This window comes from Dactylosporangium sp. NBC_01737 (genome assembly GCF_035963215.1).
Classification (GTDB): domain Bacteria; phylum Actinomycetota; class Actinomycetes; order Mycobacteriales; family Micromonosporaceae; genus Dactylosporangium.
In genome coordinates, this window is the sequence record NZ_CP109153.1 from 5,609,034 (window position 1) to 5,635,233 (window position 26,200).

The 26,200-nt window shown below is 72.6% G+C and carries 24 protein-coding genes; 15 read left to right on the forward strand and 9 right to left on the reverse strand.

Annotated elements, in window-relative coordinates:
• Positions 1–6: 6 nt before the first annotated feature.
• Genes OHA72_RS25320 through OHA72_RS25340 form a run of 5 tightly spaced genes read left to right on the forward strand, consistent with a single transcriptional unit; the run spans position 7 to position 5,416 of the window.
• A complete protein-coding gene (locus OHA72_RS25320) occupies positions 7–2,193 on the forward strand; it encodes an alpha-L-rhamnosidase (RefSeq protein WP_327010277.1) in 2,187 nt (728 codons plus the stop codon).
• Positions 2,190–2,348, forward strand: coding sequence for a hypothetical protein (locus tag OHA72_RS25325; protein ID WP_327010278.1), 159 nt, complete (start codon positions 2,190–2,192; stop codon positions 2,346–2,348). The genes OHA72_RS25320 and OHA72_RS25325 overlap by 4 nt, the downstream gene beginning before the upstream one ends.
• A 32-nt stretch (positions 2,349–2,380) precedes the next feature.
• A complete protein-coding gene (locus tag OHA72_RS25330) occupies positions 2,381–3,691 on the forward strand; it encodes an ABC transporter substrate-binding protein (protein ID WP_327010279.1) in 1,311 nt (436 codons plus the stop codon).
• 49 nt (positions 3,692–3,740) lie between these two features.
• Entirely contained in the window at positions 3,741–4,601 is an 861-nt protein-coding gene (locus OHA72_RS25335; protein WP_327010280.1) for a carbohydrate ABC transporter permease, read from the forward strand.
• The gene (locus OHA72_RS25340) at positions 4,598–5,416 is read left to right on the forward strand and encodes a carbohydrate ABC transporter permease (protein ID WP_327010281.1); all 819 of its coding nucleotides are present in this window, start codon (positions 4,598–4,600) and stop codon (positions 5,414–5,416) included. Before OHA72_RS25335 ends, OHA72_RS25340 begins: the two co-directional genes overlap by 4 nt.
• Positions 5,417–5,485: 69 nt before the next feature.
• Here the strand turns inward: OHA72_RS25340 and OHA72_RS25345 are convergent, their stop codons facing one another.
• The 4 genes from OHA72_RS25345 to OHA72_RS25360 form a co-directional block, all read right to left on the reverse strand.
• Positions 5,486–6,079: a hypothetical protein gene (locus OHA72_RS25345; protein ID WP_327010282.1), complete on the reverse strand. Its 594-nt coding sequence runs from the start codon at positions 6,077–6,079 to the stop codon at positions 5,486–5,488.
• 88 nt (positions 6,080–6,167) lie between these two features.
• Positions 6,168–7,106, reverse strand: coding sequence for a S41 family peptidase (locus OHA72_RS25350; RefSeq protein WP_327010283.1), 939 nt, complete (start codon positions 7,104–7,106; stop codon positions 6,168–6,170).
• A gap of 188 nt (positions 7,107–7,294) precedes the next feature.
• Complete coding sequence (locus OHA72_RS25355; protein WP_327010284.1) at positions 7,295–7,438, reverse strand: hypothetical protein; 144 nt, start codon at positions 7,436–7,438, stop codon at positions 7,295–7,297.
• Positions 7,435–8,280 carry a glycosyltransferase gene (locus OHA72_RS25360; protein ID WP_327010285.1) on the reverse strand — a complete coding sequence of 282 codons (846 nt, stop codon included), beginning with the start codon at positions 8,278–8,280 and terminating at the stop codon, positions 7,435–7,437. The genes OHA72_RS25355 and OHA72_RS25360 overlap by 4 nt, the downstream gene beginning before the upstream one ends.
• 171 nt (positions 8,281–8,451) lie before the next feature.
• Between OHA72_RS25360 and OHA72_RS25365 the strand changes: the two genes are divergently transcribed.
• From OHA72_RS25365 to OHA72_RS25375, 3 genes are read left to right on the forward strand one after another with little or no spacing between them, the layout of a single operon-like run.
• Complete coding sequence (locus tag OHA72_RS25365; protein ID WP_327010286.1) at positions 8,452–9,216, forward strand: SDR family oxidoreductase; 765 nt, start codon at positions 8,452–8,454, stop codon at positions 9,214–9,216.
• Entirely contained in the window at positions 9,216–10,001 is a 786-nt protein-coding gene (locus tag OHA72_RS25370; RefSeq protein ID WP_327010287.1) for an SDR family NAD(P)-dependent oxidoreductase, read from the forward strand. Before OHA72_RS25365 ends, OHA72_RS25370 begins: the two co-directional genes overlap by 1 nt.
• 13 nt (positions 10,002–10,014) lie before the next feature.
• Positions 10,015–11,178 carry an acyl-CoA dehydrogenase family protein gene (locus OHA72_RS25375; RefSeq protein ID WP_327011660.1) on the forward strand — a complete coding sequence of 388 codons (1,164 nt, stop codon included), beginning with the start codon at positions 10,015–10,017 and terminating at the stop codon, positions 11,176–11,178.
• 46 nt (positions 11,179–11,224) lie between these two features.
• Here OHA72_RS25375 and OHA72_RS25380 read toward each other — a convergent pair whose 3' ends face one another.
• Positions 11,225–11,989, reverse strand: a complete 765-nt coding sequence (locus tag OHA72_RS25380; RefSeq protein ID WP_327010288.1) for an alpha/beta fold hydrolase — start codon at positions 11,987–11,989, stop codon at positions 11,225–11,227.
• Between the two features lie 57 nt (positions 11,990–12,046).
• Here OHA72_RS25380 and OHA72_RS25385 point away from each other — a divergent pair, with 57 nt between their 5' ends.
• The 3 genes from OHA72_RS25385 to OHA72_RS25395 all read left to right on the forward strand — a co-directional run bounded on the left by OHA72_RS25385 (position 12,047) and on the right by OHA72_RS25395 (position 17,676).
• Entirely contained in the window at positions 12,047–13,219 is a 1,173-nt protein-coding gene (locus OHA72_RS25385; RefSeq protein WP_327010289.1) for an acyl-CoA dehydrogenase family protein, read from the forward strand.
• A gap of 85 nt (positions 13,220–13,304) precedes the next feature.
• On the forward strand, positions 13,305–14,801 hold the full coding sequence (locus OHA72_RS25390; protein WP_327010290.1) for a long-chain-fatty-acid--CoA ligase: 1,497 nt from the start codon (positions 13,305–13,307) through the stop codon (positions 14,799–14,801).
• 58 nt (positions 14,802–14,859) lie between these two features.
• Positions 14,860–17,676, forward strand: a complete 2,817-nt coding sequence (locus OHA72_RS25395; protein WP_327010291.1) for a helix-turn-helix transcriptional regulator — start codon at positions 14,860–14,862, stop codon at positions 17,674–17,676.
• A gap of 10 nt (positions 17,677–17,686) precedes the next feature.
• Here the strand turns inward: OHA72_RS25395 and OHA72_RS25400 are convergent, their stop codons facing one another.
• Positions 17,687–18,826, reverse strand: coding sequence for a serine hydrolase domain-containing protein (locus OHA72_RS25400; RefSeq protein WP_327010292.1), 1,140 nt, complete (start codon positions 18,824–18,826; stop codon positions 17,687–17,689).
• Positions 18,827–19,078: 252 nt separating this feature from the next.
• On the opposite strand from OHA72_RS25400, the gene OHA72_RS25405 reads away from it, so the two are divergent.
• From OHA72_RS25405 to OHA72_RS25415, 3 genes are all read left to right on the forward strand, one after another.
• Entirely contained in the window at positions 19,079–19,735 is a 657-nt protein-coding gene (locus OHA72_RS25405; RefSeq protein ID WP_327010293.1) for an esterase/lipase family protein, read from the forward strand.
• A gap of 177 nt (positions 19,736–19,912) precedes the next feature.
• Complete coding sequence (locus OHA72_RS25410) at positions 19,913–20,413, forward strand: sigma-70 family RNA polymerase sigma factor (protein ID WP_327010294.1); 501 nt, start codon at positions 19,913–19,915, stop codon at positions 20,411–20,413.
• A complete protein-coding gene (locus OHA72_RS25415) occupies positions 20,406–21,221 on the forward strand; it encodes a hypothetical protein (RefSeq protein ID WP_327010295.1) in 816 nt (271 codons plus the stop codon). The genes OHA72_RS25410 and OHA72_RS25415 overlap by 8 nt, the downstream gene beginning before the upstream one ends.
• A gap of 25 nt (positions 21,222–21,246) precedes the next feature.
• Here OHA72_RS25415 and OHA72_RS25420 read toward each other — a convergent pair whose 3' ends face one another.
• Positions 21,247–22,041: an IclR family transcriptional regulator gene (locus tag OHA72_RS25420; protein ID WP_327010296.1), complete on the reverse strand. Its 795-nt coding sequence runs from the start codon at positions 22,039–22,041 to the stop codon at positions 21,247–21,249.
• A 565-nt stretch (positions 22,042–22,606) separates the two neighbouring features.
• A complete protein-coding gene (locus OHA72_RS25425; protein WP_327011996.1) occupies positions 22,607–22,825 on the reverse strand; it encodes a hypothetical protein in 219 nt (72 codons plus the stop codon).
• A gap of 839 nt (positions 22,826–23,664) precedes the next feature.
• Here OHA72_RS25425 and OHA72_RS25430 point away from each other — a divergent pair.
• Positions 23,665–24,939, forward strand: coding sequence for an MFS transporter (locus tag OHA72_RS25430; protein ID WP_327010297.1), 1,275 nt, complete (start codon positions 23,665–23,667; stop codon positions 24,937–24,939).
• 459 nt (positions 24,940–25,398) lie between these two features.
• Here the strand turns inward: OHA72_RS25430 and OHA72_RS25435 are convergent, their stop codons facing one another.
• A complete protein-coding gene (locus tag OHA72_RS25435; RefSeq protein ID WP_327010298.1) occupies positions 25,399–26,115 on the reverse strand; it encodes a VOC family protein in 717 nt (238 codons plus the stop codon).
• Between the last annotated feature and the right edge of the window lie 85 nt (positions 26,116–26,200).

The window sequence follows — 26,200 nt, forward strand, 5'->3', positions numbered from 1 at the left end:
CTCCCCGTGGAGCGCGCCCGTCGCCGTCGAGGCCGGCCTGCTCGACGCCGGCGACTGGGTCGCCGCCATGATCACCGCCGGGCCGCCGCCGGGGACGCCGACGGCCCGGCGGTCCACCTGCGCCGCGAGTTCGAGCTGCCGGCCGCGCCGGTCTCCGCCCGGCTCTACGCCAGCGCCCACGGCGTCTACGAGCTGGAGCTCAACGGGCGCCGGGTCGGCGACGACGTGCTCGCGCCCGGCTGGACCAGCTACCACCACCGCCTGCGCTACCAGACGTTCGACGTCACCGGCCACCTCACCGCCGGGCGCAACGCCGTCGGTGCTTGGCTCGCCGACGGCTGGTTCCGGGGGCGGCTCGGCTTCCGCGGCGGCCGCCGCGCCGTCTACGGCGAGCACACCGGCCTGCTGGCGCAGCTGGAGATCCGCTGCGCGGACGGCTCCACCCACGTCATCGCCGGCGACGGCACCTGGCGCGGCGCGCCCGGCCCGATCCACACGACCGGCCTGTACGACGGCGAGCACCACGACGCCCGCCGCGAGCACGACGGCTGGTCCTCGCCCGGCTTCGACGACGCCGGCTGGTCCCCGGCGACCGTGCTGGCGTTCGACCCGGGCACGCTCGTCGCGCCCGACGGGCCGCCGGTCCGGCGCACCGAGCTGCTGCGGCCGGTGGAGGTCAGCACGTCGCCGTCGGGGCGCACGATCGTCGACTTCGGCCAGAACCTCACCGGCCGGCTGCGCATCCGGGTCAGCGGGCCCGCGGGCACGACGGTGGTGCTGCGCCACGCCGAGGTGCTGCAGGACGGCGAGCTGTACGTCCGGCCGCTGCGGGAGGCGGCCGCCGTCGACTCGTACACCCTGCGCGGCGGTGGGACAGAGGAATGGGAGCCGCGCTTCACCGTCCACGGCTTCCGCTACGCGGAGGTCACCGGCTGGCCGGGGGAGCTGACCGCGGACGACGTCACGGCGGTGGTCTGCCACACCGACATGCGCCGCACCGGCTGGTTCGAGTGCTCCGACCCGCTGCTGCAACGCCTGCACGACAACGTCGTGTGGAGCATGCGCGGCAACTTCCTCGACGTGCCCACCGACTGCCCGCAGCGCGACGAGCGGCTCGGGTGGACCGGCGACCTGGCGGTGTTCGCGCCGACCGCCACGTTCCTGTACGACTGCGCCGGCATGCTCACCTCGTGGCTGGCAGACCTCGCCGCCGAACAGGGCGAGCTGGGCACCGTGCCGTTCTACGTGCCGTGGGTCGAGCTGCTCGGCCCGGCGCTGCCGGCCGCGGTGTGGGGCGACGTCGCCGTGGTCGCGCCGTGGATCCTGCACGAGCGGTACGCCGACACCGGGGTCCTGCGCGCGCAGTACCCGAGCATGACCGCGTGGGTCGACCAGGTCGCGGACCTCGCCGGCGAGCACCGGCTGTGGGACACCGGCTTCCAGTTCGGCGACTGGCTCGACCCGGCCGCGCCGCCCGAGCAGCCGGCCGCGGCCCGCACCGACGCGCACCTGGTCGCCACCGCCGCGCACGCCCACAGCGCCCGCCTCCTCGCGGAGATCGCCGCGCTGCTCGGCGAGGCGGGCGACCACCTGCGCTACACCGCGCACGCCGCCGCGGTCGCCGAGGCGTTCAACGACGAGTACGTGACGCCGAGCGGCCGCCTCGCCAGCGACGCGCAGACCGCGTACGCCCTCGCGCTGACCGCCGGGCTGCTGTCGAAGGAGGAGCAGCGCGACCGGGCCGGCCGCCGCCTCGTGGAGCTGGTGCGGTCCGAGGGCTACCACGTCGGCACCGGCTTCGCCGGCACGCCGCTCATCTGCGACGCCCTCAGCGGCGTCGGCGCCCACGACACCGCCTACCACCTGCTGCTGCAACGCGAGTGCCCGTCGTGGCTGTACCCGATCACGATGGGTGCCACGACGATGTGGGAGCGCTGGGACAGCATGCTGCCCGACGGCACCGTCAACCCGGGCGACATGACGTCGTTCAACCACTACGCACTGGGCGCCGTCGCGGACTGGCTGCACCGCACCGTCGCCGGGCTCGCGCCGGGTGCCCCCGGCTACCGCGGCGTCACGGTGCGCCCCCGCCCCGGCGGCGGCCTCACCCACGCCGCGGCGACCCACGACAGCCCGTACGGGCGGATCCGGTCGCGTGGCGGCGCGCCGCCGGCCGCCTCGACGTGGACGTGACCGTGCCGCCGGGCGCCACCGCGCTCGTCGACCTGCCGGGCGCCGCGCCCGTGGAGGCCGGCTCCGGCACCCACTCCTTCAGCTGCCCCTTCCGCGACGCCGCCGACGACCCGGCGCCCGTCGCGATCGTTCACCCCTTCGCAGCACCCGCCTGACACCCCCAACACACCCCTCGGAGGTACTGATCATGAAAGGAATCCGGCGCTTCGGCGCCGTCGCCGCACTCGCCGCCGGCACCCTCGTGCTGAGCGCATGCAGCGCGGGTGACCTCGGATCCAGTGACGGAGACGGTTCGTCCATCACGTTCCTCGCCGACAACTCCGACCCCAGCACGAAGATCGCCGAAGGTCTCGTCAAGGACTTCAACGCGAAGAACACCGGCGTCACCATCAAGGTCGAGACCCGGCCGCAGGGCAGCGAGGGCGACAACGTCGTCAAGACCCGCCTCGCCACCGGCGACATGTCCGACGTGTTCATGTACAACTCCGGCTCGCTGTTCCAGGGGCTCAAGCCCGAGCAGAACCTGACGCCGCTGGACGGCGAGTCCTACGTCGGCGACGTCGACAAGACGTTCACGACCACCGTGTCCGCCGGCGGCAAGCTGTACGGCGTGCCGTTCGGCGGCGCCACCGGCGGCGGCATCCTGTACAACAAGGCCGTCTACGGCAAGCTCGGGCTGCAGGTGCCGAAGACGTGGGCCGACTTCATGGCCAACAACGCCAAGATCAAGGCGGCCGGGATCGCGCCGGTCGTGCAGACCTACCAGGACACGTGGACGTCGCAGATCATCGTCCTGGCCGACTTCCACAACGTGTCCGCCGCGCAGCCGTCGTTCGCCACCGACTTCACGAAGAACACCGCGAAGTACGCGACCACCCCGGCGGCGCTGCGCAGCTTCCAGCGCCTCCAGGACGTCCACGACGCCGGCTACCTCACCTCCGACTTCGCCTCCACGAAGCTGGAGGCCGGCGTCAAGCACCTCGCCGACGGCACCGGCGCGCACTACCCGATGCTCACCTTCGCCGTCGGTACCCTCGTCTCCCAGTCACCGGACAAGGCCGGCGACGTCGGGTTCTTCGCGCTGCCCGGCGACGACGCGGCGAAGAACGGCCTCACCGTCTGGGAGCCCGCCGGCATCTACATCCCGAAGACCACCACCGGCAAGAAGCTCGAGGCGGCGAAGAAGTTCCTCGCCTTCGTGACCAGCAAGGAGGGCTGCGACTCCGCGGCCAAGGCGTTCACGCCGTCCGGCCCGTTCCTGGTCAAGGGCTGCACCCTGCCGGCCGACGTGCCGGGCGCCATCAAGGACATGCAGCCGTACTTCGACTCGGGCGCGAACAGCCCGGCGCTGGAGTTCCTGTCGCCGGTGAAGGGCCCGTCCCTGGAGCAGATCACCGTCGAGGTCGGCTCCGGCATCCGCAAGGCCGCCGACGCCGCCGCGCTCTACGACCAGGATGTCAAGAAGCAGGCCCAGCAGCTCGGCCTGCCCGGCTGGTAGACCGTTCCCGGCCCCGCTCCCACGAGCGGGGCCGGGTTGAGGAGGGCCCATGAAACGCAGCAGCGCATACCCTTACTGGTTCTACCTGCCCGCGGCGCTCGTGTACGGCGTGCTGTTCCTGCTGCCGACCTTCGCGTCGTTCTACTTCAGCCTCACCCGCTGGACCCTGTTCGACCACGAGTTCATCGGGCTGGCCAACTTCACGCAGTTCTTCGAGGAACCCGCACTGGTCAAGGGTTTCACCAACACCCTCGTCTACGCCGTCGTCACCTGCGCGCTGAAGGTCGTGCTCGGGCTGCTGCTGGCGGTGCTGCTCACCTCGCAGCTGTCGGCCCGTGGCTACCTGCGCTCCGTCGTGTTCTTCCCGGTGCTGGTCAGCACGATCGGCGTCGGGCTCACCTTCACCGTGCTGATGGACCCTTCGCACGGCCTCATCAACGACAGCCTCGGGGTGATCGGCATCGACGGGCCGGGGTGGCTGACCGACCCTTCGCTGGCGCTGCTGTCCGTGGCGCTCGTCGACGTCTGGAAGGGCGTGGGCCTGGCCACCCTCATCTACATCGCCGGGATCGTGTCGATCCCGCAGGAGTACTTCGAGGCCGCTCGCGTCGACGGCGCCGGCCCGCTGCAGAACTTCCGCACCATCGTGCTGCCCCTCGCCCGCCCCGCCACCGTCACCGTCACCATCCTGTCGCTGATCGGCGGGCTGCGCTCCTTCGACCTGATCTGGGCGATGACCCGCGGCGGGCCCGGCTTCACCTCCGACGTCGTCGCGTCGGTCATCTACAAGCAGTACCAGGCCGGCTTCTACGGGTTGTCCACCGCCGGCAACGTGGTGCTCTTCCTCGTCGTCACCGCGATCGTGCTGCCGCTGTCCTGGTTCCTCAACCGCAAGGAGGTGGAGGCGTGAGGCGGCACCTGCTCGGGCTGGTCTCGATCCTCGTGTCCGGCGTGGTGTTCCTCGTGCCGTTCGCGTTCATCGCCGTCAACGCCGTCAAGGACCGCCGGCAGTCGGCGCTGCCGTCGTTCGAGTGGCCGACGCACTTCCAGTTCGTGCAGAACTTCCTGGACGTGGTCAAGGCCCGCGACTACATGCTCATCATCGCGTTCATCAACAGCACGATCCTGACCGTGTGCAGCGTGGCAGCGATGGTCGTGCTCGCCGCGATGGTCGCCTTCGTCCTGCAGCGCCGGGCGGGCCGCTGGACGGGCCTGGTCAACTTCCTCGTCCTGTCCGGCCTGATCATCCCGCCGGCGGTGGTGCCCACGATCTGGGTCCTGCAGGGCCTCGGGCTGTTCAAGACGATGCCCGGCCTCATCCTGGTCGAGATCGCGTTCGGGCTGTCCTTCAGCATCCTGCTGTTCCGCGCGTTCATCGCCACGATCCCGCGGGAGCTCGACGAGGCGGCGGTCCTGGACGGCGCCGGCCCGCTGCGGCTGTTCTTCCGGGTCGTGCTGCCGCTGCTGCGGCCGGTCGCGGTCACCGTCGTGGTGGTGCAGTCGGTGGTCGTGTTCAACGACTTCACCAACCCGCTGTACTTCCTGCCGGGTTCGGAGAACGCCACGGTGCAGCTGACGCTCTACAACTTCTCCAGCCAGTACAACACCCAGTACAACCTGCTGTTCATGAACATCCTGCTCATCACGATCCCGCCGCTGCTGATGTTCATGTTCTTCAACCGCCAGATCGTCGCCGGCATGACCTCCGGCGCCATCAAGGGCTGACCCGCCCGTTGACCTTGGAGACCTCGACCCGCCACGGGCGGGGTCACGGTCTCCAAGGCCAACCAGGCATCAGGACGCGGACGGGGACGGGGACGGGGCGGGGGGCGTCACCGGCGGCGTCGCCGGCGGCGTGGGGGACGGCTGCTTGCGGAACCCGTCCCCGGGGCGGATCCGCTTCCGGTCGTCGCCGCGCTCGTCGCCCCGGACCACCGGACCACGGGGGCCGCGGTCGTCGCGGGTGATGCGGCCGCGGTCGTCGCCGCGGTGGTGGTCGCCGAACACGGCGACCCCGGCGGCGACGATGCCGGCGCCCAGGCAGCAGCCGAGCACCAGGGTGGCCGCGCCGACGAGCAGCGGGACCCGGACCCGCGACTGCCGCAGCTGCCCGCCCGCCGTGCGCAGCCGGCCCGGACCCGCGGGTGCCGCCCAGACGGGCCCGGCGGGCGCCGGTTCCGCCGCCGTCGCGGCCGGTGCATCGGCCGCCGGGTTGGCCGCCGGTGTGGCGGCCGGCTCAGCGGCCGGCTCAGCGGTCGACGAGGCGGCTGGTGAGGCGGCTGGTGGGGCGGTTGACGCGGCGGCTGGTGGGGCGGGCGCCGGGTCGGGCGTCGCCGGGGTGGCCACGGTCCGGTCGGGGTCGTCCGGGAGTGGCTTGGTGTCGCTCATCAGTGGTCCTCCGGTACGGGGGGATGGTGGCCGGCACCCGCCAGCATCACCCCCGCACCTAAGAGGCCCGGTCCGCGTGACTAAGAGTTCAATGAGAAAACGCGGTCAGGGCCTCCCGCGCCTCGGCGAGCACGGCCTGTGAGGTGCCGGTGGTCAGGACGTGCTCCAGAGCCAGCCGGTACGCCACCGTCATCGCCTCCGCGGCGGGCGTGGCGATGTCGGGCGCGACGCCGGTGCCCTCCCAGTTGGTGCCGGTGACCGGGTTGATCGAGCGGGCGTGCGGCACCGCCACCTCCAGGGTCGCCGAGATCGGGTGCCGCGCCGTCGGGTGGGCGCCGCCGCGGGTCACCTCGCCGATCAGGGTCGCCCGCCGCAGCGCCTTGAGGTTGTAGGCGAACTCCTCGCCGCCGGAGAACGTGAACGCGCTGGTGAGTACATACACGGGACGATCGAGGTAGCGGTGGCCGGGCACGTGCGCCAGGGTCCAGAACTGCCGGGTGCTGCCGGTCTCGCCGTCGTAGATGTCGTTGAGGTGGGTGTCGGAGTCGGGGAACAGGTAGCTGTGCCACAGCTGGACGCCCTCCGGGTCGCCGCCCTTGTTGCGGCGCAGGTCGAAGATCAGCGCGCCGGTGTGGGCGACGAGTTCCATCGCGGCGGCGATCGCGGTGCCGGCGGTGCCCGGGGAGGCGACGCCGCGCAGGTCGATGCAGCCGACGTTGCCGTCGAGGCGCTGGACGGTGGCGATGTGATGGTTGGCGAGCCGCTGCCCGTCGGCCCAGGCGGCCTCCGCCTCGGCCTCGGTGGTCGCGGCGCGGTGGTCCGGCGCGCGGACGAGCAGCCGCAGGTGCCTGTCGCCGCTGGTGGCGAGGAACTGCTCGGTGACGCGGGCCGCGAGGGTCTCGTCGTCGAGGCCGTCGTAGTCGCCGGCGGCGGCGCGCGCCTCGACCGCGGCGACGATCTCGGCGGCCGTGTCCGGGAAGATGTAGTGCTGCTGGACGAGGTCCAGCGCGCTCGTGATGAGCTGCAAGGGTCGATCCTTTCGATACTCAGGTCACTGGTCGCAGGGCCAGGCGTGAGCAGACCGCCTCAGTGGCGGGAGGTGACGCCTGGTCGGTCACAGGTGCGGTCCATGGCGGTCACCTCGCTTTCGGGATCGGTTCCGCAGCAGTATGCCACAAACGCTCACGGCGCCACCCCCGCTGCGCTGCGGGCCGGTCATGCGTAGTCGGGCAGCCGCCGCGCGACCTCGTCCGGTGACGGCATGGCGGCGATCTCGGCGGCGATCGCGCGGGCCGCGTCGCGGAATCCGTCCCCGGCCAGCAGCGCCCGGACGTGCGAGGCGACGGCGTCGGCGGTCACGTCGGCGGCGTGCAGCCGGGCCCGGCGCCGGCGGCGGTGACCGCTTCGGCGTTGGCGAACTGGTCGGCGCCCTGCGGCAGGAACAGCTGCGGCACGCCGGCGGCGAGCGCGCCGAGGGTGGTGCCGCTGCCGCCGTGGTGCACCACGACGTCGGTGCGCGGGAGCAGCTGCGCCTGCGGCACCCATGACGAGACCGTCACGCCGGCCGGGACCGCGCCGATCTCCTCCGGCGGCACCCGCCCGGCGGCGACGACCACGGTCACGTTCAGCCGGGCCAGCCCTTTGATCGCGGTGGTGAGCAGCGAGGCGGTGCCGAACGCGGTGCCCAGCGTCAGGTACACCAGGCGGCGTGCACCCCGGACGGCGGCCGAGGCGCCGTCCGGGAACGAGAACGGCACCGGGCGCAGCTCGATCCGGCCGGCGCCGGCGAGGAAGTCCTTGTCCTGCAGCGACGGCGGGCAGATGTCCAGGTGCGGGCGGCCGGGGACGGCGGTCTCGGGCAGCTGCAGGCCGATGCCGGGCGGGATCATGCGGCCGAAGCCGTGCCAGAGGCCGGGGATGCCGGCCCGGTCCGCGGCGATCGCCGCTCCGGGCAGCCCCCATTCGTGCACGACCAGGTCGGGGCGCAGCCGGTCGAGCTCCGGTGCGAGGTCCTCGGCGTAGATCTCGTAGAAGGCGTCCGCGGGCCGGAACGGCCGCAGCCCGAGCGTCGCCAGGGGCGGGTGGACCTCGGCGCCGGCGGCCCAGTGCACCTCGTGGCCGGCGTCGCGGGCGGCGACCGCCAGGGGGATCAGCGGGTAGGTGTGGCCGACGGAGCCGAGGCTGGCGAAGAGGACGCGCACCCGGCCCAGCTTGCCAGTTGACGCCCGGCACGAAAAACATACACTCCAAGTGCATATACTCCCGCGGCGTTGAAGGAGTGGCATGAGCAGTCCGGAGCGCAGCGGAGGTCTGCGAATCATGAGCACAGGGTTGAGCTCGGGCCGACGCCGGAGCGAAGCGGAGGTGGCGGCGTGAGTACGCAGGAAGGCCGGCTCGCCGGTCGTGTCGCCGTGGTCACCGGCGCGAGCCGCGGCATCGGCCTCGGCATCGCCCGGCGGTTCGTCGAGGAGGGCGCCAAGGTCTGCATCACCGCCCGCAAGCCCGACGCGCTGGAGGAGGCCGTCGCCGCCCTCGGCGGGCCGGTCAACGCCCTCGCCGTGGCCGGCCGCGCCGACGACCCGGACCACCGCGCCGAGGCGGTGCGGCAGACCGCGGACCTGTTCGGCCCGCCCGACATCCTCGTCAACAACACCGGCATCAACCCCGTGTACGGCTCGCTGCTGGAGCTCGACCTCACCGCCGCCCGCAAGATCTTCGAGGTCAACGTGCTCAGCGCGCTCGGCTGGGTACAGGAGATCTTCAGCAAGCCGCCGGAGCGCGGCGGCGTGGTCATCAACGTGTCGTCGGTGTCCGCGGTGCACCCGCCGGCCGGCATCGCCTTCTACGGCGTGACCAAGGCCGCGCTCAACCACCTCACCTCCTGCCTCGCGGTCGAGCTCGCGCCGGCGGTGCGCGTCAACGCCGTCGCGCCGGCGGTGGTGAAGACCCGCTTCGCGGCGGCCCTGTACGAGGGGCGTGAGGAGGAGGCCGCCGCGCAGTACCCGATGCGCCGCCTCGGCGTGCCGGGCGACGTCGCCGCCGCGGCCGCGTTTCTCGCCTCCGACGAGGCGAGCTGGATCACCGGGCAGACGCTGACCGTCGACGGCGGCGTCACCCTGGCCCGGCGGGCCGGCTGATGGCCGGCCTCGCGCTCAACGGCGCCGCGGTCGTCATCACCGGCGGCGGCTCGGGGATCGGCGCGGCCCTCGCCCGCCGCTTCGCCGCGCTCGGCGCCCAGATCGTCGTCAACGACCTCGACACCGACGCCGCCCGCCGGGTCGCCTACGAGATCGACGGCCTGGCGTTCTCCGGTGACGTCGCCGACCCCGACGAGGCCGACCGCCTCGTCGACTTCGCCTGGGACAAGTACGGTGCGCTGGACCTGTTCTGTGCCAACGCCGGCGTCGCACCGGGCGGCGACGCGACCGCACCCGACGCGATGTGGCAGCAGGCGTGGCAGGTGAACGTCATGGCGCACGTGTACGCGTCCCGGGCGCTGCTGCCCCGCTGGCTCGCCAAGGGCCAGGGCCGGTTCCTGGCCACGGTGTCCGCGGCGGGCATGCTGACCCTGCTGGGCAAGGCGCCGTACGCGGTGACCAAGCACGCCGCGTTCGCCTACGCCGAGTGGCTGCGGGCCACGTACGCGCACCGCGGCATCGTCGTGCAGGCGCTGTGCCCGCAGGGGGTGCGTACGCCGATGCTGGCCCGTGGCAACGGGCCGAGCCGCGGCCTGCTGGACCGCACCGCGCTCACCCCGGAGCAGGTCGCCGACGACGTCGTGGAGGGCCTCGCCGGTGACCGGTTCCTGATCCTGCCGCACCCCGAGGTCGCCACCTACTACGCCCGCCGGGGCGAGGACCCCGACCGCTGGCTCAACGGCATGAACCGGCTCCAGCAGAAGATCGACATGGGCCAGTTGTGAGGGGACGGCTGTGATGGACTTCAGCTTCGACGCGGTGACCGAGGGGTACCGGCAACGGCTGCTCGCCTTCATGGACGAGCACGTGTACCCCGCCGAGGCGCGACCGGACCTCGACGCGTTGCGGCGAACGGCGCGGGACCTCGGGCTGTGGAACCTGTTCCTGACCGGCGAGCACGGCGCGGGTCTCACGAACCTGCAGTACGCGCCCCTGGCGGAGATCATGGGGCGCAGCCCGTCGCTCGCCCCGGCCGCGCTCAACTGCGCCGCACCCGACACCGGCAACATGGAGCTCCTCGCCGAGTTCGGCACCCCGTGGCAGCGTGAGCAGTGGCTGGAGCCGTTGCTCGACGGGCGGATCCGCTCGGCGTTCTGCATGACCGAGCCCGAGGTCGCGTCGTCGGACGCCACCAACATCGCCACCCGCGTCGAGCGCGACGGTGACCAGTACGTCATCAACGGCCGGAAATGGTTCGCCACCGGCGGCATGAGCCCGCGCTGCGAGATCTTCATCGTGATGGGCAGGTCCGATCCGGGCGGTCCGAAGCACCGGCAGCAGAGCATGGTGCTCGTGCCGCGCGGCACCCCCGGCGTGACCGTGGTGCGCGGCCTGCACAGCTTCGGCTACGACGACGGTGACCACGGCGGCCACGCCGAGATCGAGTTCGCCGATGTACGGGTCCCGGCCGGCCATCTCATCGGCGGCGAGGGCGACGGGTTCGCGATCGCGCAGGCCCGCCTCGGCCCGGGCCGCATCCACCACTGCATGCGGCTGATCGGCATGGCCGAGCGGGCGCTGCAGCTCATGTGCGAGCGCGTCACCAAGCGGGTCGCGTTCGGCCGGCCACTCGCCGAGCAGGGCGTGGTGCAGGACTGGATCGCGGAGTCCCGTGTCCGCATCGAGCAGGCGCGCCTGCTGGTGCTCAAGACCGCGTGGCTGATGGACACCGTCGGCAATCAGGGCGCCCACACCGAGATCCAGGCGATCAAGATCGCCGTACCGTCCACTGTGGAGTGGATTCTCGACAAGGCGATCCAGGCGCACGGGGCCGCCGGCGTCAGCCAGGACACGCCCCTGGCCGGGCTGTGGTCCCGGGCCCGCACGATCCGCATCGCCGACGGCCCGGACGAGGTGCACCGCCGTTCCCTCGCCCGTCGCGAGCTGCGCCGGTACGCATGAGCCCCGCCCGGGCCCGGCGCGGCACGGCGCGGGGTCCGGGCGGCCTTCAGCCGGCGAGGAACTTCACGAGCGCGGGCGCGTACGCCGGTGCCCGCAGCGCGGTCATGTGGTCGCCGCTGACGATCCGCCACCGGGCGCCGGGGATGGCGGCGGCGAGGACCTCGGGGCGCGCGGCGAGGGCGTCGTCCTGCCCGACCAGCACCAGCGTCGGCGCGGTGATCCGGTCCAGGGCGATCGGCGTGCGGTGCGCGGCGCTGACCTGCGCGGCCAGGGCCGCCCGGTCGGCGCCCACCGCGTCGGCGAGCAGCCGGAACGCCGCGGCCGGCGACGCCTCGATCGCCGAGCGCGACGACGTGAGCAGCACCGCGGTCACCTCCGCCGGCGGCATGACCCGGGTGTCCAGGCCGCCGAGCTCGGCGACGCCGGCGCCGACGCCGGACAGCACGAGCCGGCGCACCCGGGGGTCGGCGGCGGCGAAGATGGCCGACACGACCGCGCCCATCGAATACCCGACCAGGTCGACCTCCCCGGCGCCGAGCGTGTCGAGCAGCACCCCGAGGTCACGGGCCATGACGGCCTCGCCGTACCGCTCGGCCTCGTGCGGCTTGTCGGAGGCGCCGTGCCCGCGCGCGTCCAGCGCGACGACCTGGCGGCCGGCCGCGACCAGGGCGTCGACGACGCCCGGGCCGACGAAGTTGGTGGTGGCGTCGACGACGAAACCGTGGTGCAGCACCACCGGCGGCAGCTGTGAGGGCTCGCCCCACACCTGGTACGCGATCCCGGTGCCGTCGGAGGAAGTAAACCGTTCCATGTCGGCGAAGATTAGTGCACTCTAAGTGCAAATAGAAGCTGTGAGGTAGGAGAGGCAATGGATTTCTCGCTCAGCGATGAGGAGAAGGCGATCCGGGACACCGCCCGGACCTTCATCCGCAAGGAGGTCGAGCCCCTGGAGCAGGAGGTGCTGCGCCGGGAGCGCGCGCACGGTCCCGGACTGGACCGCAGCGAGCTGCGCGAACTGCAGCTCAAGGCGAAGCAGTTCGGCTTCTGGGGACTGTCCACCCCGGAGGAGTACGGCGGCATGGACCTCCCCGCGGTCCTGCAGTCCCTGGTGTGGACCGAGGTCGGCCGGTCGTTCGTGCCGTTCCGCTTCGGCGGCGAGGCGGACAACATCCTGTACTTCGCCAACGACGAGCAGCGCCGCGAATACCTGGTGCCGACCATCGAGGGCGAGCGCATCTCCTGCTTCGCGATCACCGAGCCCGGCGCGGGCTCCGACGCGGCCAACATCAAGTTCAGCGCCCGGCGCGACGGCGACGACTGGCTGCTCACCGGCGAGAAGACGTTCATCACCAACGGCAACGACGCCGACTTCACCATCGTCATCGCCGTCACCGACAAGGACAAGGACGTCCGCAAGGGCGGCGCGACCGCGTTCCTGGTCGACCGGGCGATGGGCTGGCGCTCGGAGTTCATCCAGACGATGGGCGAGGGCGGCCCGGCGTCGCTGGTGTTCGACGACGTGCGCGTGCCCGGCCGCAACGTCCTCGGCGAGATCGGCCAGGGCTTCGACCTCGCGATGCGCTGGATCGGCAAGGGCCGCTACGTCATCCCCTCGCACGCGATCGGCATCGCGGAGCGCACCCTCGGCATGGCGATCGAGCACGCCAACACCCGGCACACGTTCGGCCGGCCGATCGGGCAGAACCAGGCGATCCAGTGGATGATCGCGGACTCCGAGGTGGAGCTGGAGGCGGCCCGCTGGCTGGTGCTGCGCGCCGCCTGGACCGTCGACCAGGGCCTGGACCCCCGGCACACGTCGTCGATGGCGAAGCTGTACGGCGCGAACATGGTCAACAACGTCGTCGACCGGGTCATGCAGATCCACGGTGGCATGGGGTACACCCGCGAACTGCCGATCGAACGCTGGTACCGCTCCGTCAGGCTGCTGCGCATCTTCGAGGGCACCGACGAGATGCAGCGCATGATCATCGCGCGGGACCTGCTGCGCGGCTTCACCCAGATCGGCGGGCACCTGGCATGAGCGGTCCGGAGCGCAGCGGAGGAGCCGCGAATCAGGGGCGCTGTCTTGGCTCAGGCCGGCGCCGGAGCGCAGCGGAGGTGACGGCATGAGCGCGACGCTATCCGTCGCGGCCATCCTGGCGGAGTCGGCGCGGCGGTACCCCCAGCGCATCGCGGTCGTGGACGGCGCTTCGCGGGTCACCTACGCCGAGTTGTGGCGTGAGGCGCTGCTGGTCGCGGGCGCCCTGCGGGAGCTCGGGGTGCGCCCAGGCGACCGGGTGGCGCTGCAGTGCCCGAACACGGTGGACTTCCCGCGCGCCTACTACGGCATCCTTGCCCTCGGCGCCGTCGTCGTGCCCGTGCACCTGCTGCTGACGGCGGACGAGGTCGCGTACACGCTGCGCGACAGCGGTGCCCGGGTGCTGGTCTGCCATCCCGCCGTGGCCGCCACCGGGTCCGCCGCCGCTTCGTCCGCCGGTGTCGCGGTGGTCGCGCCGCAGGACCTCGCGAACGCCGAGCCGCTGCGCTCCTACGCGTCGCGCCGCCCCGAGGACCCGGCGGTCGTGCTGTACACCAGCGGCACCACCGGGCAGCCCAAGGGCGCCGTCCTGACGCACCTGAACCTGGTGATGAACGCGACCGTCAACGTGTTCGACGCCAACGACGCCCGCCCCACCGACGTGGTGCTCGGCTGCCTGCCGCTGTTCCACACGTTCGGGCAGACGGTCGGCATGAACGGCACCTTCCGCCTCGGCGCGACGCTGGTCATGCTGGCCCGGTTCACCGGTGCGTCGGCGCTCGAGCTGATGGTGCGTGAGGGCGTCGACGTGTTCCACGGCGTGCCCACCATGTACCTGGCGCTGCTGGACGCGGCCGCGTCCTTCGCCGAGCTGCCCCGCCTGCGGTTGTGCATCTCCGGCGGAGCCTCCCTGCCCGTGCCGGTCCTGGAGCGGTTCAACGCCGCGTTCTCCACGTCGATCTTCGAGGGGTACGGCCTGTCGGAGACCTCCCCGACCGCCACCACCAACCAGCCGCACTTCGGCACCCGCGCCGGCACCGTCGGCCACGCGGTGTGGGGCGTGGAGGTCGAGGTCGCCCGCCCCGAGCTCGACGACCGCATCGAGCTGCTGCCGGCGGGCGAGCTGGGCGAGATCGTCATCCGCGGGCACAACGTCTTCGCCGGGTACCTCGACCGGCCCGAGGACACCGCCCTGGCGGTCGTCGACGGTTGGTTCCGCTCGGGAGACCTCGGCACCAAGGACGCCGACGGGTTCGTCACGATCGTCGACCGCAAGAAGGACATCGTGATCCGCGGCGGGTTCAACGTGTACCCGCGGGAGGTCGAGGAGGTCCTGGCCCGCCACCCCGAGGTGGCGCAGGTCGCGGTGATCGGCGTGCCGGACCCGGTGCACGGCGAGGAGATCTGCGCGGTGGTTGTCGCGTCCTCCCCGTCGTTGCTGGCCGAGGACCTGATCGCCTGGTCGAGGGAGCGCCTGGGGCGGCACAAGTATCCGCGGCAGGTCCGGTTCGTCGACGCGTTGCCGCTCGGGCCGAGCCACAAGGTGCTCAAGCGGGAGCTGCGGCGGGCCGTCGTGTCACAGTAAGCCTCTTCCATTGCCGTTACCGACGCGTAACACTGGCGACATGGTTAGTGCATCGACCGTGCAGAAAGTTTTCTTGCGAGGCCGCGACGCCGACCGTGCCGCCATCGCGACCCTGCTCGCCGCCGCCGCCGAGGGGCGCGGGGGAGCCCTGGTCGTCGCCGGTCCGGTCGGCATCGGCAGGACCGCCCTGCTCGCCGCCTCCTCGTCCCCGGTCCCGGCTTCCGTCGCGTCCCCGGCCTCCTTCGTGTCCTCGGCCTCCCTCGCGGTCCCGGCCGTCGAGCTGAGCGTGACCGGGTGCCCGGCGGAGAGCGGGCTGCCGTACGCCGCGCTGCACCGGCTGCTCGCCGGCCGGCCGCAGGCCGCCTTCGACGGGGCGGCCGGCGGGGTCTTCGGCCGGTGCCATGACGGCGCGGTGCCGGACCGGCTCGCCGCGGGGCTTGCCACCCTCGCCGCCCTGCGCGGCCTGGGCGGCAAGGCCCGCGGGCCGGTGGTGTGCCGGATCGACGACGCCCAGTGGCTGGACCGGCCGTCGCTGGACGCCCTCGCCCTGGCCGCCCGGCGCGCCGGCGGCGACCGGATCGCGCTGCTGTTCGCGCTGCGCGACACCCCGGCGTGCGCCGGCAACGAGGCGTCCCTGGCCGGCCTGCCGTACCGGCGGCTCGCGCCCCTGGACCTGCGCGACAGCCGCGACCTGCTCACCGACGCCGTGCCCGACCTCGCCGGCGACGTCGCCGGTGTCCTCGCCGGCATGGCCGGCGGCAACCCGCGCGCCCTCATCGAGCTCGCCGGCGCGCTGCACGCCGAGCAGCGCCACGGCCAGGCCGCCCCGCCGGACACCCTGCCGCGTGACAGCCCGCTGCGCCGGGAGTACCGGGCGGTGCTGCGCGCCCTGCCCGACGCGACCCGCCGGGTGCTGCTGCTCTCCGCGACCGCCGCCCTGACCGGGGCACGGTCACCGGACGCCCGGCCCAGCTGCGGCGTGGCGGTGCTCCTCGCCGCCGGGCACCGGCCGGCCGACCTCGCCGCCGCCGAACGCGCCGACCTCGTCCACGTCGACGACGGCCGGGTCCGGTTCGTGCCGCCGCTGTTCGCCCCGTCCTGTACGCCGAGGCCGCCCTCGCCGAGCGGCACGCCGCGCATCGCCTCCTCGCCGGCCTGCCGGCCGGGAGCCGGGGAGCCCGGCGCGGTCCTGACCTCCGCCCTGCACCTGGCCGCCGTCGCCGACGGCCCCGACGACGCCCTCGCCGGCGTCCTCGCGGATGCCGCCGCCGACGTGCCGCCGGCGCTCGCCGCCACCGCGCTGCGCCACGCCGCCGCCCTCACCGGCGCGCCCGTCCTGGCCGCGTCCCGCACCCTCGCCGCGGCCCGGCTGGCGTGGCGCGGCGGCGAGCCCCACCAGGCGCGAATGCTCCTGCGGTCGGTGTTCGCGCCCGGCGTACCGGAGCATCTGCACGCCGAACGGGAACTGCTGCTCGGCGAGATCGACCTGCGCACCGGCGCCAGCGGCGGCGAGCAGCACACCCTCATCGCCGCCGCGGGCCGCCTCATCACCCGGGACCGGCAGCGCAGCCTCGGCGCGCTCATGCTGGCCGGCGAGGCGCTGCTGGCGACCGGCCGGCACGACCAGTTCACCGCGCTCGCCGACCGGGCGCTGCGGCTGCGCCGCCCCGACGACCCGGTCGGCGCCGTGCTGCTCTTCGAGCACCTCGCCGGGGTGTCCGCCCTCTTCTCCGGCGAGCTGTCCCGCGGCGTCGAGCCGCTGCGGCGGGTCCTGCACCTCGCCGCCGCGATCGACGACCCGCCGACGCTGGTCCGCGCGGCCGCCGCCGGCATCCTCATCGGCGAGGACCAGCAGGCGTACCGGCTGGCCGTGCGCGCCGCCCGGCTGGCCGGTGGCGCCGGCGACCGGGCCAGCGTGCCGCACGCCCTGGACCTGGCCGCCACGGCCGCGTTCGCGCTCGGCGACCTCGACCTCGCCGTCGCGACCGCCACCGAGGGGCAGCGCCTCGCCGCCGCCACCGGCCAGGACGCCATCGCAGACAACTGCCGCGGCATGCTCGCCGTGGTGCTCGGCATGCTCGGCGACGGCCCGGCCAGCCAGGCGTGGGCCCGCCGCTGCCGGGCCCGGGCCGGCGTCGACGTCGACAGCCAGGCCCGCGCGATGTGCGTCTGGGCCGCGGCCCTGCTCGACGTCGCCGAGGGCCGCTACGCCGACGCCGCCGGCCGGCTGTGGGGCGTGATGCGCACCGCCGGCGGCCGCGGGCACCTCGGCGTGCAGATCCCCGCGACCCCGACCCTGGTCGAGGCGGTCGCCCGCTGCGGCGACCGCGCCCCCGCCCGCGAGATCCTGTGGGCCTACGACCTGTGGGCCTCCTGCACCGCGAACCCGACGTGGCTGGCGCTGTCGGCGCGCTGCCACGCCCTGCTCGCCGACACCGAGGACGAGGCCGATGACCGGTTCCGCGAGGCGATCCGCCTCCACCTCGCCGGCGACTCACCCTTCGCCCGGGCCCGCACCGAACTGCTCTACGGCGAGGAGCTGCGCCGCCGCCGCCACCCGGCGGCCGCCCGCGAGCACCTGCGCCGCGCCCTGGCGACGTTCGAGCAGTTCGGTGCGGCGCCCTGGGCCCAGCGCACCGCCGCGGAGCTGCGCGCCGCCGGCGACCACGTCTCACCCGCGTCCGTCGAGGAGGCCCGGCCGGCGCTGACCGCGCAGCAGGCCCGCATCGCGGAGCTGGTCGCCGGCGGGGCCACCAACCGTGAGGTGGCCGAGGTGCTGTTCCTCAGCCCCCGCACGGTCGATCACCACCTGCGCAACATCTTCACCCGGCTCGGGGTGCGCTCCCGGACCGAACTGGCGAAGGTGGTGTCCTGAGCTGCTTTTCTCAGCCGCACATGACGTCGTCGACCAGCCGCATGACCCGCGCGTCCATGGCGCCGCCCTTGACCGGGTCGGCGAGCCCGGTCGTGCGGTACACCACGACCGCCGTTCTGCCGGCGTCGTCCACGCCGTTGAAGGTGCTGGTGCCGGGCACGTCACCGGGGTGCCCCCAGTAGCGGCCGCACGCCGTCGGGACCTCGAAGATGCCCAGCCCGTACCGCAGACCGCGCCGGACATCCTGATACGTCTCCGCCAGCACGGTGCGGTGCAACTCGGCCTGCTGGGCGGGCCGCAGCAGCCGCCCGTCCTGCAGCGCCCGCCAGAACCGGTTCAGGTCCGCGGTGGTGCTCACCAGCCCCCCGGCGGCATCGGCCGCGGTCGCGTTGAACTCGGTGACGTCGACCAGGTCTCCGCCCGGCGCGAACTGCTGGTAGGAGCGCGCGGCCCGCCCCGGCAGCGCCGCCCTGTCGCCGGGGAAGAACGTGCCACGCATCCCGAGCGGACCCACGATCCGCCGGTGCACCTGCTCCGCCCACGACTGCCCGGTCACCGCCTTCACGACCATCCCGGCGAGCACGTAGTTGGTGTTGCTGTAGTCCCAGTGCGTCCCCGGCTCGAACGCCGGCCGGTGCCGCATCGCCAGGGCGACGAGCTCCGCGGGCTCGTAATGGTCGAACCGGTGCGCCAGGAACCCTTCCTGCGACCCGAGCGCCGCCATGTCCCCGGTGTAGTTGGCGATGCCACTGGTGTGCTGCAGCAGCTGGCGTACCGTGACCCGCCGCCCGTCGTTGCCGTTGCCCGCCACCGTGCCGGGCAGCCACCGCTCGACGCTGTCGTCCAGGCTCAACCGGCGCTCGCCGGCCAGCTGCAGCACCACCACCGACACGAACGTCTTGGTGTCACTGCCGATCCGGAACGCCCCGGCCACCGGCATCGGCGCCCCGCTCGCCAGGTCCGCGACCCCGCTGCGCGCCGCGGTCTCCCGCCGCCCAGCCGACACCTGCCCCTGCGCCCCTGCCGCCCCCAGGTCCCGCAGCTCGTCCAGCGCGGCCTGCAACCGCCGCGGATCCCCCGTGGTCTCTTTCGCCGCGGCGGTCCCACTGCCCACTGTGGACAGCAGCAGCGCCGCGACGACCGCAGCCACCCCGACCCGTGTCCCTCGTGCGTTCACAACATCCCCCAGTTCGTCCGACTCCCCCCAAGCTACGAAGCACGTCGATCCCCGAACCAGCCCGCCACCCCGACCGTCGTTGGTGGTGCTGCCCCTACGGCCGGCGCGCACGGGGACGCAGGCGATTCCACCGATGCGCGAGGGAGGTCCGGTCGGCAGGCTCGCAGGTGCGGCCCCGCCCGGCCGTACCCCGTCGTCCAGCTGATCGGAGATCCCATGCGTCGGATGCTCGTGCTCCTGTTGGCCTGTGCCTCGTTCGTCGTCGCCGGGCCGGTGACCGGCGCCCATGCCGCCGCGCGGCGGCCGGTCGTGTTCGTCCACGGTTACACCGGCAGCGCGTCGAACTGGGTGACCGCCCAGTCGGTGTTCAGGGCCGCCGGATACAGCAGCAGCGAACTGTTCGCGTACGAGTACAACTCCTACGGCAGCAACGTCACCAACGCTCAGGGGCTGGCGACGTTCGTGTCGCGGGTGAAGGCGCAGACCGGGGCGTCGAAGGTGGACATCGTCAACCACTCGATGGGTGGGCTGGTCAGCCTCTGGTATCTCAAGCAGCTGGGCGGCACCGCCAACGTCGCGCACCTCGCGTCGCTCGCGGGCGCCAACCACGGCACCACGGCGGCCGGGGCGTGCCTGATCTTCGTGACCTGCCAGCAGATGTACCCGGGGTCGCTGTTCATCGCGACCCTGTCCGCCGGTGACGAGACGCCGGGCAGCGTCGTCTACCGCACCTGGTACTCGCCGTGCGACGGCGTGATCCTGCCATACACGAGCACGGTCCTCAGCGGCGCCACGAACACCTACGTGGCCTGCGAGAACCACCTGACGTACCTCACCGACACGTCGATCCTCTCCCAGGTGCGGGCGTTCGTCTCCAGCTGACGACCGCCGCGCCGCACAGTCCACGGTCCGGGTGCGCACACCGAGGTGCGCGCCCGGACTGTGCAGCGTGACCTCACGAGCGTGCGAGGCGGCAGGCAAGAATAGGACGGCGTCAGGGTCAACCGTGCGGCCCTCCTGCGGGTGTTGCCATCAACGGACGCCGGAGGGAGCACGGGGTTGGCCGACGACGACGGCTTCGAGGATTTCTACAGAGGGACCCGGCAGCGGGTCATGACCTTCCTGTACGCGATGTGCGGCGACCGCGCCGACGCGCAGGACGCCGCGCAGGAGGCGTATGTGCGCGCGTGGCAGCGATGGTCGACGATCGCGGGCTACGACGACCCCGAGGCGTGGGTCCGCACCGTGGGGTACCGCGTGTGCGCGAGCCGCTGGCGCAAGGCCCGCAACGCGGTCGTCGCGTACCGCCGGCACGGCACCGCCCCGCAGACCGGGCCACCGAGCGAGGACACGGTGGCGCTGGTGCGGGCGCTGCGGCACCTGCCGCCGGCGGACCGGGAGGCCGTCGTCCTGCACCACCTGCTCGACCTGACGGTCGCCGACGTGGCGGCCCGCACGGGCGTGCCCGCCAACACCATCAAGACCCGGCTCGTCCGCGGCCGCAGGGCGCTCGCCGGGCTGCTCGGCACGGATCTCACGGGGGAGTACACCAATGCCTGACCCGCTGTTCCAGACGCTGTTCGACGACACCGACACGGCGTCGTGGGCGCCGGCCGGCGTGGTGCGCGAGCGGGCCCGCCGCCGTACCCGCCGGGCCAGGGCCGGGGCGGTGGCCGCGGCGGCCCTCGCCGTCGCCGTCGTGGCCGGAGGCGTGGCGTTCGCCGGCCTCGGCCCGGCGCCGGTCGTGGAACCGGGCAGATCCCCGGCCGCGTCGTCCAAGGCCGCGTCGTCCAAGGCCGCGTCGTCCAAGGCCGCGTCGTCCAAGGCCGCGTCGTCCAGGCCCGTCGAGCCGGTGGTGCTCGGCGACGACCTGTTCCTGACGCCCGCCGACGTCGACCCCGAGTACCGGATCGCCGCCGAGGGGGAGGCCGTCGCGGGCAGCTGGACCTACGAGTCCAGGATGGGGACGCACGGCTGCCAGCCGGGCGCCCAGATCGATCAGCTCGACCGGCGGGACAGGTCGCTGGTCCGGGGTCCACGGCAGAACGGCAACGTCATGTCGCAGCGTGTCTCCCGGTACCGGCCGGGTGACGCCGCGCGATACCTCCAGCAGGTCCGCGACCGGGTCGCGGCATGCCCGCCCGGCGGCGGCAGGTCGATCACGATCGGGGCGCAGCGGTTCGCCGGTGAGGACGCCCTGCTGCTCGAGGACGACCTCGGCGTGGGCGCCATCAGCGCTCTGGTGCTGATCCGGCAGGGGGACCTGGTCACCCAGTACGAGGTCGTGTTCGACCGCGACGCCCAGGCGACGCTGGTGACCGCCCGCAAGGCCGCCGACCGGCTCTGCGCCGGCACCCCGGCCTGCTGAGCCGGCCACGGTGTCCCGGCGCTCGTCACAGCGACGTGCTCAGCGGGTGGTCGAACCCCCGCTCCGACATCCGCTGGGCGACGTCCTTGAGGTCCGCCGCGAACTCCGCGATGCGTTCGTCGGTGAAGCGCATCGTCGGCCCGCTCAGCGACAGCGCGCCGACGACCGAGCCGGAGCGGGACAGGATCGGCACGGCGACGGCGGACAGGCCGTCCTCGCGCTCGCCGTGGCTGACCGCGAAGCCCTCGTGCGCCGCCGCGTCGATCCACTCCTGCAGGCGTTTGGTGTGCGTCTCGCCGTACGGCGAACTGCGGGCGATACGCATGAGGCGGCTCGCGGTGGCGTTGCGCAGCAGGACCTTGGCCGAGGCGCCGGCCCACAGCGGCAGTTCGTCGCCGATGTGCACGACGTGCCGCAGCGGTTGCGGGCTCTCCTGCTGCGCGATGCAGACCCGGTAGATGTCGCGGGCGACGTACACGTTGACCGTCTCGCGGCGCCGCGCGGCCAGGTCACGCATCATCCGCTGGGTCTCCGGCGGCAGCTCCCAGCTGCGCCGGGCCAGGTGCGCCCAGCGCCACAGACCGGGGCCGGCCATGTAGCCGCCGGCGGTGCCCCAGAGCAGGCCGATCTGTTCGAGGGTCTGGACCAGGCGGATGACGGTGGTCTTGGCCAGGCCGGTCTCCTCGACGATCTCCCGGATCGACACCGCCGGGCGGTCCTCGGTGAGCAGGGTCAGGATGTCCAGCGCCCGCTGGACGCTGCGGACCCCACCGGACTCGGTCTCGGCGACGGGTTCCGTCTCCGTGCTTGCCTTCACCATGGTCGTCGTCTCTCCGTCGCCTCGTGCAGTGCCGCTGACCGCAGAATTCTCCCGCGCCCGAGTTCGTTTCACGCGCTCGTCACGCTCTCGAAGCGGACTCTGCCAGCGACCGACGGCAATTCCAACCGTATAGTGGTCCAGATGTGCCGTTAAGCGGTTTTCCGGAGCGACGCGGCGGTCCGCGAAGTGGTCCGATACGCCCACCAGGGGCGGCCGTGGCGTGGCCGCCCTCGCTCCCGGCGCGGGCCGCGATCCTGGAGTGCGCCGCCGCGGCGGCCGGGAGGCGTTCGCCCGGTGATCGCGCTGAATCTGGGCAAGCCGCAGGAGGAGGGCCATGGCGAACTCGACCGGGCCCTCCTCCTGCGGACGCCTTCGCGGCGTGCGCCGCCGGCGTCGTTCTGGCGATCACGCCCGTTCAACGCGCCCGCGAACCTCGTGGCGCATCGCTCGCCGGTCCCGGTGAGGTCCCCGCCGCGGGCGCCAGCCATCGCCGCCGCTGGCCTGATCGGCCATGTCCTGGCGGTGCAGTACCTGGCGCGCCGCTACCTTGCCGTGTGTTCGGAAGCTACGGCACCGTGCCCTCGATCGCCGCCGGCCCCAGTTCCTCCAGCTTGCGCCGGCTGCGCTCGACGTTCTTCGGGGTCGGGTCCCTGCCCTCGGCCACGGCCAGGTCCTCCGGGTCCCACGGCTGGTCCGCGCCCGTCCGCACGTTGACCACCCGCCCGCCCGGCTCCGCGGCGCGGGCGGCCGCGGGCACGCCGGAGATGATCGGGTCCTCGCTCATGAGCGGTGCTCCCCTCTCTCGTGCTGGCTGCCGCACCCTCTACCCGCCCTCACCCGTCTCACACCGGCCGCCGCCGCATGCCCACGAGACCCGCCGGATTCCGTGGTATTGAGAAGTCTCGAACGGCGCGCCGCCGCTGTGTTGCGATGCTCTGGTCGCGGTCCGCGTGCGTGTTTGGCATGCCCGTAATAGAAGATCCATCACGGCTGCGGCCTTTGTGGCTCCGCGCAGCCTCCGGCGGCGCGACGGGTAGCGCGGTCACCGTCCGTGCCGTGCCTGGGGTGATGCCAAGCCAGGTCCGACCTCACATGATCCAGCGCCGTCGGGCGCGTCATTCGGTGGTGCCACACCGTCGTTGGTCCGAAAACGAAGACCATCGATCGCTAGACCGGGGTAGTACCAGCGCTCGGACGGCGATCTTCCGTTCCGGCCCATGATCGAAGGACGGCCGTGGTCGTCTGGACAGCCATCCCGGTCCTTCGATCATGCGCGCGGAAGGGTGGATCTTGGCGCGGGCGAAGCCAGCGCTGCGATATGGGTGATTTGTTCGTGTCTTTGAACCAGCGACGGTGTTGTAGCACCGAATGACGACCGCGCACGCGAACCGCGACCGGGACCTGACCAGCGAATCGGCATGTCAAAGGCGCCGACACCCCACTCCGATTATCCGATCAAGAACGACCGACATCGCACAGTCAGTCCCGGCCCGCACCATTGCCAGAGGACAGTTGCAGGAGCGAATGACGCGACGCCTGCGAACATGAGTAACCCCGAACTGATTGACTTGTTCCAATCACTTTGGTCATGGTGCAGATATGGGTCTGCGTGGAAGCCCGGGATTGCTGGGCGAGCACGACTTCCGGCAGTTGTTCGTCGCTGACACGATCAGCCAGCTGGGCAGCCAGATCAGTGTGTTGGCGTTACCTTTGGTCGCGCTGGTTGCGCTGGACGCCTCCAACTTCGAGGTGGGTGCACTGACCGCCTGCGGCATGATGGCGTTCCTGCTGATCGGCCTACCGGCAGGGGCGTGGGTGGACCGGATGCGCCGCCGCAAGGTGCTGATCATCGCCGACGTGGGGCGGGCGGTCGTGCTGAGCTCGGTGCCGTTGGCGTGGGCGTTCGACGTGCTGAGCATGCCACAGCTATATCTGGTGGCGTTGGCGGTCGGGGTGTTGAGGGTGTTCTTCGACGTGGCGTACATGAGCTACCTGCCGCACCTGGTCGGCCGGGAGCATCTGGTCGAGGGCAACGCCAAGCTCGAGGGGGTCCGGGCGGTCGCCCTGATCGGCGGCCCGACCGTGGCGGGCCTGCTGGTCCAGGCGGTGACCGCTCCGCTGGCCGTGGCGCTGGACGCGGCCAGTTTCGCCGGGTCGGCGATGTTCGTGCGGCGCATCCGTCGACGCGAGGACCTGCCGGAGCGCCGGCGTGGCGCCAGCCTCGGCAAGGACATGGTGGACGGACTGCGGTTCGTGTTCGGCAATCAGCTGCTACGCGCGATCGCGCTGTCCATTTCGTCGTACAACCTTCTGTCCGGGATCCGGAGCGCGATGCTCATTGTGCTGCTGGCCGGAGTGCTGCACCTCCCCGCCGGGACGATCGGCGTGTTCTTCTCGATCGCCTCCGTGGGGGCACTTATCGGCGCGCTGACCGCCAGGCGGGTCGCCGCGCGGATCGGGCAAGGCCCGGCGATCTGGATCCCGGTCGCGGTGACCGCGCCACTGCAACTGGTGATTCCAGCGGCCCAGCCCGGGTGGCTGCTGTGGGCCGCGGCCGCCGCGTCATTCGTCATCTACTGCTGTGTCTCGGTCAACAACATCACCCAGGTCAGCTTCCGCCAAGGCCTCACCCCAGATCACCTGTCGGGCCGGATGAACGCCACCATGCGCTTCCTCGTCTGGGGCACCGCCCCGCTCGGCGCCCTCATCGGCGGTGTCCTCGGCCAACTCCTCGACGCCAGGACAGCACTGTGGATCGCCGCCGCAGCCGGGCTGCTGCCGGTATTGCCTCTGCTCTTCTCGCCGCTGCGAACCATGCGCGCGCTCCCGGCCCAGTGTGAACAGGAACCGCAGCCTACGTCGCCGTCTCACGCCGCCAGTTCCGATACCGTCGGATAGCCGGCGAGACGATGCAACCGCACGATCAGCGCGAGGCTACAGCGGTGGACATCATGCAAGACATGGTCACCGATGCGGCCGCCTTACATCACCCTCGCCCGCCACCTCGTGGCTGAGCATGGCCGCGCCCGGTCCGCGCAGTCACCGCTACGCAGGCGAACCCGTGCACCAGACGCGATCCCCCCAGCACGATGGTTCCGCCACAGCACCCGACACGCCCGACAAGCCACACCAAAGTCACGCCGACAAGTGCGGCTGCCTACTAGCCGGCGGATCGGCATGCCAACGGCGCAGGCGCGATGTGGGACCGCCGAATGCTGCCCGAGGCCGCGCATGCGAACTGTGACCGGAGCTGGCCGGCGGATCGGCAAGACGGAACGGCGGCTATCGCGGCGACAGGCGGGCGGAGCAGAGGCGGTCGGCAGGGTGGTGGGCGCTGCTCGGGAACGGCGGGACAGGTCAGTCGGTGGGGCTGGTCAGGCAGAAGGGCTTGCCGGCGGGGTCGGTGTAGACGCGGTAGGTCTGGCCGCGGGCGCCCGTTGCGGTGGCGCCCAGCGCCAGTGCGGCCCGCTCGGCGGTGTCCAGATCTTCGACCAGCACGTCGAGGTGGGCCTGCTGCGGATGGGCGGGGTCCGGCCAGCGGGGTGCGGTGTAGCCCGTCACCTGCTGGAACAGCACGGGCTGGGCGCCGTCCTCGCCGATCATGGCCATGCTGTCGGCCTCGTAGGTGACGGGCTTGCCGAGCAGGTCGGCGTAGAAGGCGCTGAGCGTCTTCGCGTCGGGGCAGTCCAGCATCACGCCCATGAGGGTGGTGTGCGGGTCGTCGGGCTTGAGGCACAGGTCGAACGGGTGGCCGGCGGGGTCGGCGACCGTATACCAGGCGTCGCTCTTGTTCAGCAGGGTCCCGCCCAGGTCGACGGCGCGGGTGAGGGCGGCGTCGAGGTCGGGGACGCGCAGGTCGAGGTGGGCCTGCTGGGGGAGGTCCTGGCCGGGCCACCGCGGCGGGCGGTGGTCGGGCACCGCCTGCAGGCCGATCTGCCAGCCGTCGGGGGTGTCGAGGGTGATCCAGGAGCCGTCCGCGCTGGACTCGGCCCAGCCGGCCAGGCCACGGTAGAACGCCGACAGGCTCACGATGTCGGCCGCGTCGAACACGACCATTTCCAGCTTCCCAACCATGCGACCCATTCTGCCGACCGGGTACGACAAAACCCCGCGACCGGGTGAAGTGGGGTTGCGAGCGGCCGGGAGAGTGGCACGATGC